At 50.3% G+C, this 5,074-nt stretch carries 4 protein-coding genes and 1 pseudogene; 2 read left to right on the top strand and 3 right to left on the bottom strand.

From position 1 onward, the window contains the following. Positions 1 to 193: sugar phosphate nucleotidyltransferase (locus MKR05_RS26670; protein WP_167876883.1), on the bottom strand; the 193-nt coding region annotated here is incomplete at its 3' end. A 1,075-nt stretch (positions 194 to 1,268) separates the two neighbouring features. Between MKR05_RS26670 and MKR05_RS26665 the strand changes: the two genes are divergently transcribed. Continuing rightward, positions 1,269 to 2,273, top strand: a complete 1,005-nt coding sequence (locus MKR05_RS26665) for an NAD-dependent epimerase (RefSeq protein WP_101996938.1) — start codon at positions 1,269 to 1,271, stop codon at positions 2,271 to 2,273. A gap of 399 nt (positions 2,274 to 2,672) precedes the next feature. Further along, complete coding sequence (locus MKR05_RS26660) at positions 2,673 to 2,795, top strand: small membrane protein (protein ID WP_000429184.1); 123 nt, start codon at positions 2,673 to 2,675, stop codon at positions 2,793 to 2,795. A gap of 422 nt (positions 2,796 to 3,217) precedes the next feature. On the opposite strand, the gene ugd is transcribed toward MKR05_RS26660, so the two are convergent. Both ugd and rfbK read right to left on the bottom strand, forming a co-directional pair. Next, complete coding sequence (gene ugd / locus MKR05_RS26655; protein ID WP_000704810.1) at positions 3,218 to 4,384, bottom strand: UDP-glucose 6-dehydrogenase; 1,167 nt, start codon at positions 4,382 to 4,384, stop codon at positions 3,218 to 3,220. A gap of 163 nt (positions 4,385 to 4,547) precedes the next feature. Continuing rightward, positions 4,548 to 5,074 (bottom strand): annotated as a pseudogene (gene rfbK, locus MKR05_RS26650) (O9 family phosphomannomutase RfbK); the annotation flags it as partial.

Here is a 5,074-nt window from a genome sequence, read left to right as displayed (position 1 = left end):
CCACCAGGAAGCGGTGCTCTTCGTTACAGATGACCATCGGTTCATGGATTTCAAGGCCCGAGAGTCGGGTGATGGTTTCCTGCAGCATGGAGTTCTGCCCGAACAGCCGGAGGAACTGTTTCGGGTAGAGCTCGCGAGACATCGGCCAGAGACGACTGCCGGTACCACCAGCCATAATTACAGGAAGTAACATAATGAAATCCTTAAATAAATAATTGCTTTATTTTACTATCAATCAATCGACCGTCGGGTGGAATGGCCTTTTTCAGGCACGCTACCGCCATTGGCTGTCGCAACCAAAATGCGTACTGCTCCCGTGCTTCAGGCTAAACGCCACCCTCTTTCGCTTCAGGCTATCGGCAGAACGTTCACTCAGCGGCCTGAAAAGCCAGCCTGACGGAACGGGTGTCCTGAAAACCTAAAAGCAGAGATATGTCCTGAGACATATCTCTGCTTTTAATATGCATCTGTCCTCACCTGGCCGCGAAATGCCCCACACTTTCCGCATTTGCCGCCGGGTTAACCATCAGGACTTTCTCATTTACGCAGGGTATCACGCGTGCGCTTTCCGCCACCGACGAAAGGGAAACGGGCGGCCTGCCGGTGTCAGCAAGCGTCAGAAAGGAGCGTCCACGATGCGGGGAAAGATAAGAAGAGACATCGCTTTCGCCGCCAGGGAGACAACGCGCGGCCAGGCTTGATGGCCCTTTGCACATGGCGACGGCGCTTTGTTCCGACAGGAGGGATAAACGACTCATGCTCTACACTGCACATTCCACAAAGAAAATCGTCCGCAGATTATAGCGCTGGTCGCGGGGAATAAAAATAAAAAAGCCTACTGATTAATGGATTACTCAAATAATACACATTATAAACATTCACTAAACAAACAAAACCAATCTAATCCATTGATATTCATCAAAAAACCATAGAAAACACTACAGAGATTTTGCCCATTTGCTAAATCATCCGCTGACGAAAATATATCTTTAAACAAAATTACGCCATACCGGGGGATTGGCGACCTTTATGATTGCGCCATGAATCGCTAAACCGCTGACAGGTCATAAGGTTATTATTCGACAGCTAACAGTCAAATGAGAAACGTTGTTATTTATCAGCCTTTGCCACCACGATTTTGCCAGAAAAAAGCGCCCTTCACTTCGCGCCTGGCGGATAAGACGCGGCAAAGCAAGTGATCCCAGCCGCAAGCCAGTGTAAAATCGGCCGTTATGTAGAACGGGATATCCACACCCCGGAGGAAAAATATGAAGTTTTTGGTCACTGGTGCCGCAGGTTTTATCGGCTTTCATATCGCGCAGCGCCTGCTGAATGAAGGGCATGACGTTGTCGGGATCGACAACATGAACGACTACTATGACGTCAGCCTGAAGCAGGCCCGTCTGGATCGCCTGTCCTCTCCGGCATTCCATTTCCAGCAGCTGGATCTTGCCGACCGTGAGGGTATGGCGACGCTGTTCGCCGCAGAACAGTTTGACCGCGTGATCCACCTGGCGGCCCAGGCCGGCGTGCGCTATTCGCTGGAAAACCCGTATGCCTACGCCGACGCAAACCTGATGGGGTACCTGAATATTCTGGAAGGCTGCCGTCATACCAAAGTGAAACACCTGGTATACGCCTCCTCCAGCTCGGTTTATGGCCTTAATCGCAAAATGCCGTTCTCCACGGAGGATTCCGTCGATCATCCAGTCTCCCTGTACGCCGCCACCAAGAAAGCCAATGAGCTGATGGCGCATACCTATTCCCATCTGTATAACATCCCAACCACCGGTCTGCGCTTCTTTACGGTCTATGGTCCGTGGGGCCGCCCGGATATGGCGCTGTTCAAGTTCACGAAAGCGATGCTGGCAGGGAAAAGTATCGACGTTTACAACTACGGCAAGATGAAGCGCGATTTCACCTATATCGACGATATCGTCGAGGCGGTGGTGCGCGTTCAGGATGTGATCCCGCAGGCCAATGCCGACTGGACCGTTGAGAGCGGTTCCCCGGCCACCAGCTCCGCGCCGTACCGGGTCTATAACATTGGCAACAGCTCGCCGGTGGAACTGATGGATTATATCACCGCCCTGGAAGAAGCCCTGGGGATGGAAGCGAAGAAGAATATGATGCCGATTCAGCCGGGCGATGTGCTGGACACCAGTGCAGACACCCAGCCGCTATATGACCTGGTGGGCTTTAAGCCACAGACATCAGTGAAAGAAGGCGTGAAGAACTTCGTGGAGTGGTATAAGGATTACTATCAGATCTAACCTGTCTCTGCCCTGCCGCAATCCGCTGATTGCGGCAACGGATAAGCATCCCGTATTGTCTTCCTTTATCATTCATTTCTTTACCCGAGCCTGGCACAGGCTATACTTTTTTGTGCTAAAGAATAATTTTTACTGGTTTTAACGACAGTGCTGAAACCAGTTTCATCTGCCCGCCAGCGAAAAAGCCAACAACTTTAAGCCTGGTCCCCTGCTGTCACTCTTTTCAATACTATTTTTAATGGCTCCTTCAGCATTTTCTCCTGATAAATAAAAGACATTACTTTCTGTAGGAATTTTCTTAAGAACAGGATATGTTAGAGATCGCAATTCAGCGCTTCCTGGCTGACGTGTTGCTTAACATGCTAATGATTCAACCAACAAAAAGCTGTGGTAGATATTATGGAAAACCTATTTTTCTTAGTGGTCGCTGCCATACTACTTGCTGTGTCTGTTTTCTTTTTAATTTCATATCTGAAAGACAGAAAGAAAACAAAACTGACGTTTAATAAACGCAAGTGGTAAGACTCGCTCCATATTGCATTTAGATTAAGATAATATTAAGAGATAAAAAAATGATATGACAGAATGACCGTTCATTCTGCGTTTTGGCGTGGCCTTAAGGCAAGAAAAAATAACGTTACTCGCGCCCTGTTCCTCATATTTCCTCAGGGCATAAATAACAAAAGCCTGCGTTGCAGGCTTCGTTTTACCTCCCGGCGCTTATCTCCGGCATCTACATCACAGTGACGGTAGCTCTTCACAAGGTAAGTTTAACTTATCGGACCTGTTTTCAACCCGCAACGGGTTTTGAGCAGGATCGTAATGTCCATCACAATTTATTGAGGTTAATCTGAATGTGCGAGAAATACGCGCAGTGAGGGATATAGCGGGGAGATAAAGAAGCATACTGGCGGCGGGGAGCCGCCAGTGTCAGACAGGCAGAATTAATCGTTGCCAAACAGATCGCGGGTATAAACCTTGTCCGCGACATCCGCCAGCTCTTCCGCCATACGGTTAGAAATGATCACATCCGCCTCTTGTTTGAAGGCATCCAGGTCGCGCACGACGCGTGAGTTAAAGAACTCATCTTCCTGCATCACCGGTTCATAGATAATAACCGGAATACCTTTTGCCTTGATGCGCTTCATAATGCCCTGAATAGAAGAGGCACGGAAGTTGTCTGACCCGCTCTTCATGATCAGGCGATACACACCCACCACTTTTGGCTTACGGGCGAGAATAGAATCCGCAATAAAGTCTTTACGGGTACGGTTGGCATCGACGATAGCCGCGATAATGTTGTTCGGGACCGATTCGTAGTTCGCCAGCAGCTGCTTGGTGTCTTTCGGCAGACAGTAGCCGCCGTAGCCAAAGGACGGGTTGTTATAGTGGTTGCCGATACGCGGATCCAGGCATACCCCTTCGATAATCTGCTTGCTGTTCAGCCCCTGGCTTTCAGCATAGCTGTCGAGTTCGTTGAAATAGGCAACGCGCAGCGCCAGATAGGTGTTAGCGAACAGTTTGATCGCTTCCGCTTCGGTGGAGTCGGTAAACAGGGTCGGGATATCCTGCTTGATCGCGCCTTCTTTCAGCAGATCTGCGAAACGTTCGGCACGCGCAGAGCGCTCACCGATGACAATACGCGACGGGTGCAGGTTGTCGTACAGCGCACGGCCTTCACGCAGGAACTCAGGAGAGAAAATAACATTATCAATCCCTAAACGTTCTTTGATGTCGCGGGTGAAACCCACCGGGATGGTCGATTTAATGATCATCACCGCATTCGGGTTGATCTCGGTGACATCGCGAATAACCGCTTCAACCGTTGAGGTATTAAAGTAGTTGGTTTTCGGATCGTAGTCAGTCGGCGTCGCAATGATCACGTAGTCGGCATTACGGTACGCGTCGTGCTTGTCCGTGGTGGCGCGGAAATTTAACGGTTTTTCTGCCAGATATTCCTGAATCTCTTTATCGACAATCGGAGAGATCTTCTGGTTAAGCATATCCACTTTGGCCTGTACGATATCCAGGGCCACCACTTCGTGGTTTTGCGCAATCAGGATACCGTTCGATAAACCAACATAACCTGTACCGGAAATAGTAATTTTCATTCGATTACACTTTAATCAGTTAACTGGGTAATGGCGGATAGCCACGAAATTAAATAATGCTGTGGGCGGTTTTACGCTTTGACCAGTGGGATGTCAAGAATAAGCCATAAGGTCAATAATACGATTAAAATCTGACCCTATGGCTTCCATTATGGATAATGCATTACTTGAGAAGAGCTAAAATCTCTTCGGTTTTTGCATTCATCAACGCCGTATCCGCTCTGGACTCCACGTTCAGGCGCACCACCGGCTCCGTGTTGGATGTGCGCAGGTTAAAGCGCCACTCAGGGTATTCAATACTGATACCGTCCGTTGTGTCGATGTGTGCGGCCGCCGGCTCATACTGCGCCCGGATACGGGCGATCGCCTCCGCCGCATTTCCCAGCTTGCGGTTGATCTCCCCCGACGCCGGGAACGCCGCCTGGCGGTCCGCCACCAGCGATTTCAGCGAGCTGTCCTTCAGGCACAGCAGCTCCGCCACCAGCAGCCACGGGATCATCCCGCTGTCGCAGTAGGCGAAGTCGCGGAAGTAGTGGTGCGCGCTCATCTCCCCGCCGTAGATAGCGTCTTCCTGGCGCATCCGCTCCTTGATGAACGCATGCCCGGTCTTCGACATCACCGGCTGCCCGCCGCTGCGGGTCACGATGTCCACCGTGTTCCACGTCAGGCGCGGGTCGTGAATGATTTTCG

It is taken from the genome of Klebsiella sp. K5-204 (assembly GCF_030128585.1).
Classification (GTDB): domain Bacteria; phylum Pseudomonadota; class Gammaproteobacteria; order Enterobacterales; family Enterobacteriaceae; genus Klebsiella; species Klebsiella quasipneumoniae.
This window is presented reverse-complemented; position numbering and strand designations above follow the sequence as displayed.

What these genes read in the sequence shown, in the direction of transcription:
- MKR05_RS26660 (WP_000429184.1), top strand. Translation starts at nt 2,673, where the DNA reads ATGGAAAACCTATTTTTCTTAGTGGTCGCTGCCATACTACTTGCTGTG.
- MKR05_RS26665 (WP_101996938.1), top strand. Translation starts at nt 1,269, where the DNA reads ATGAAGTTTTTGGTCACTGGTGCCGCAGGTTTTATCGGCTTTCATATC.
- ugd (WP_000704810.1), bottom strand. Translation starts at nt 4,384, where the DNA reads ATGAAAATTACTATTTCCGGTACAGGTTATGTTGGTTTATCGAACGGT.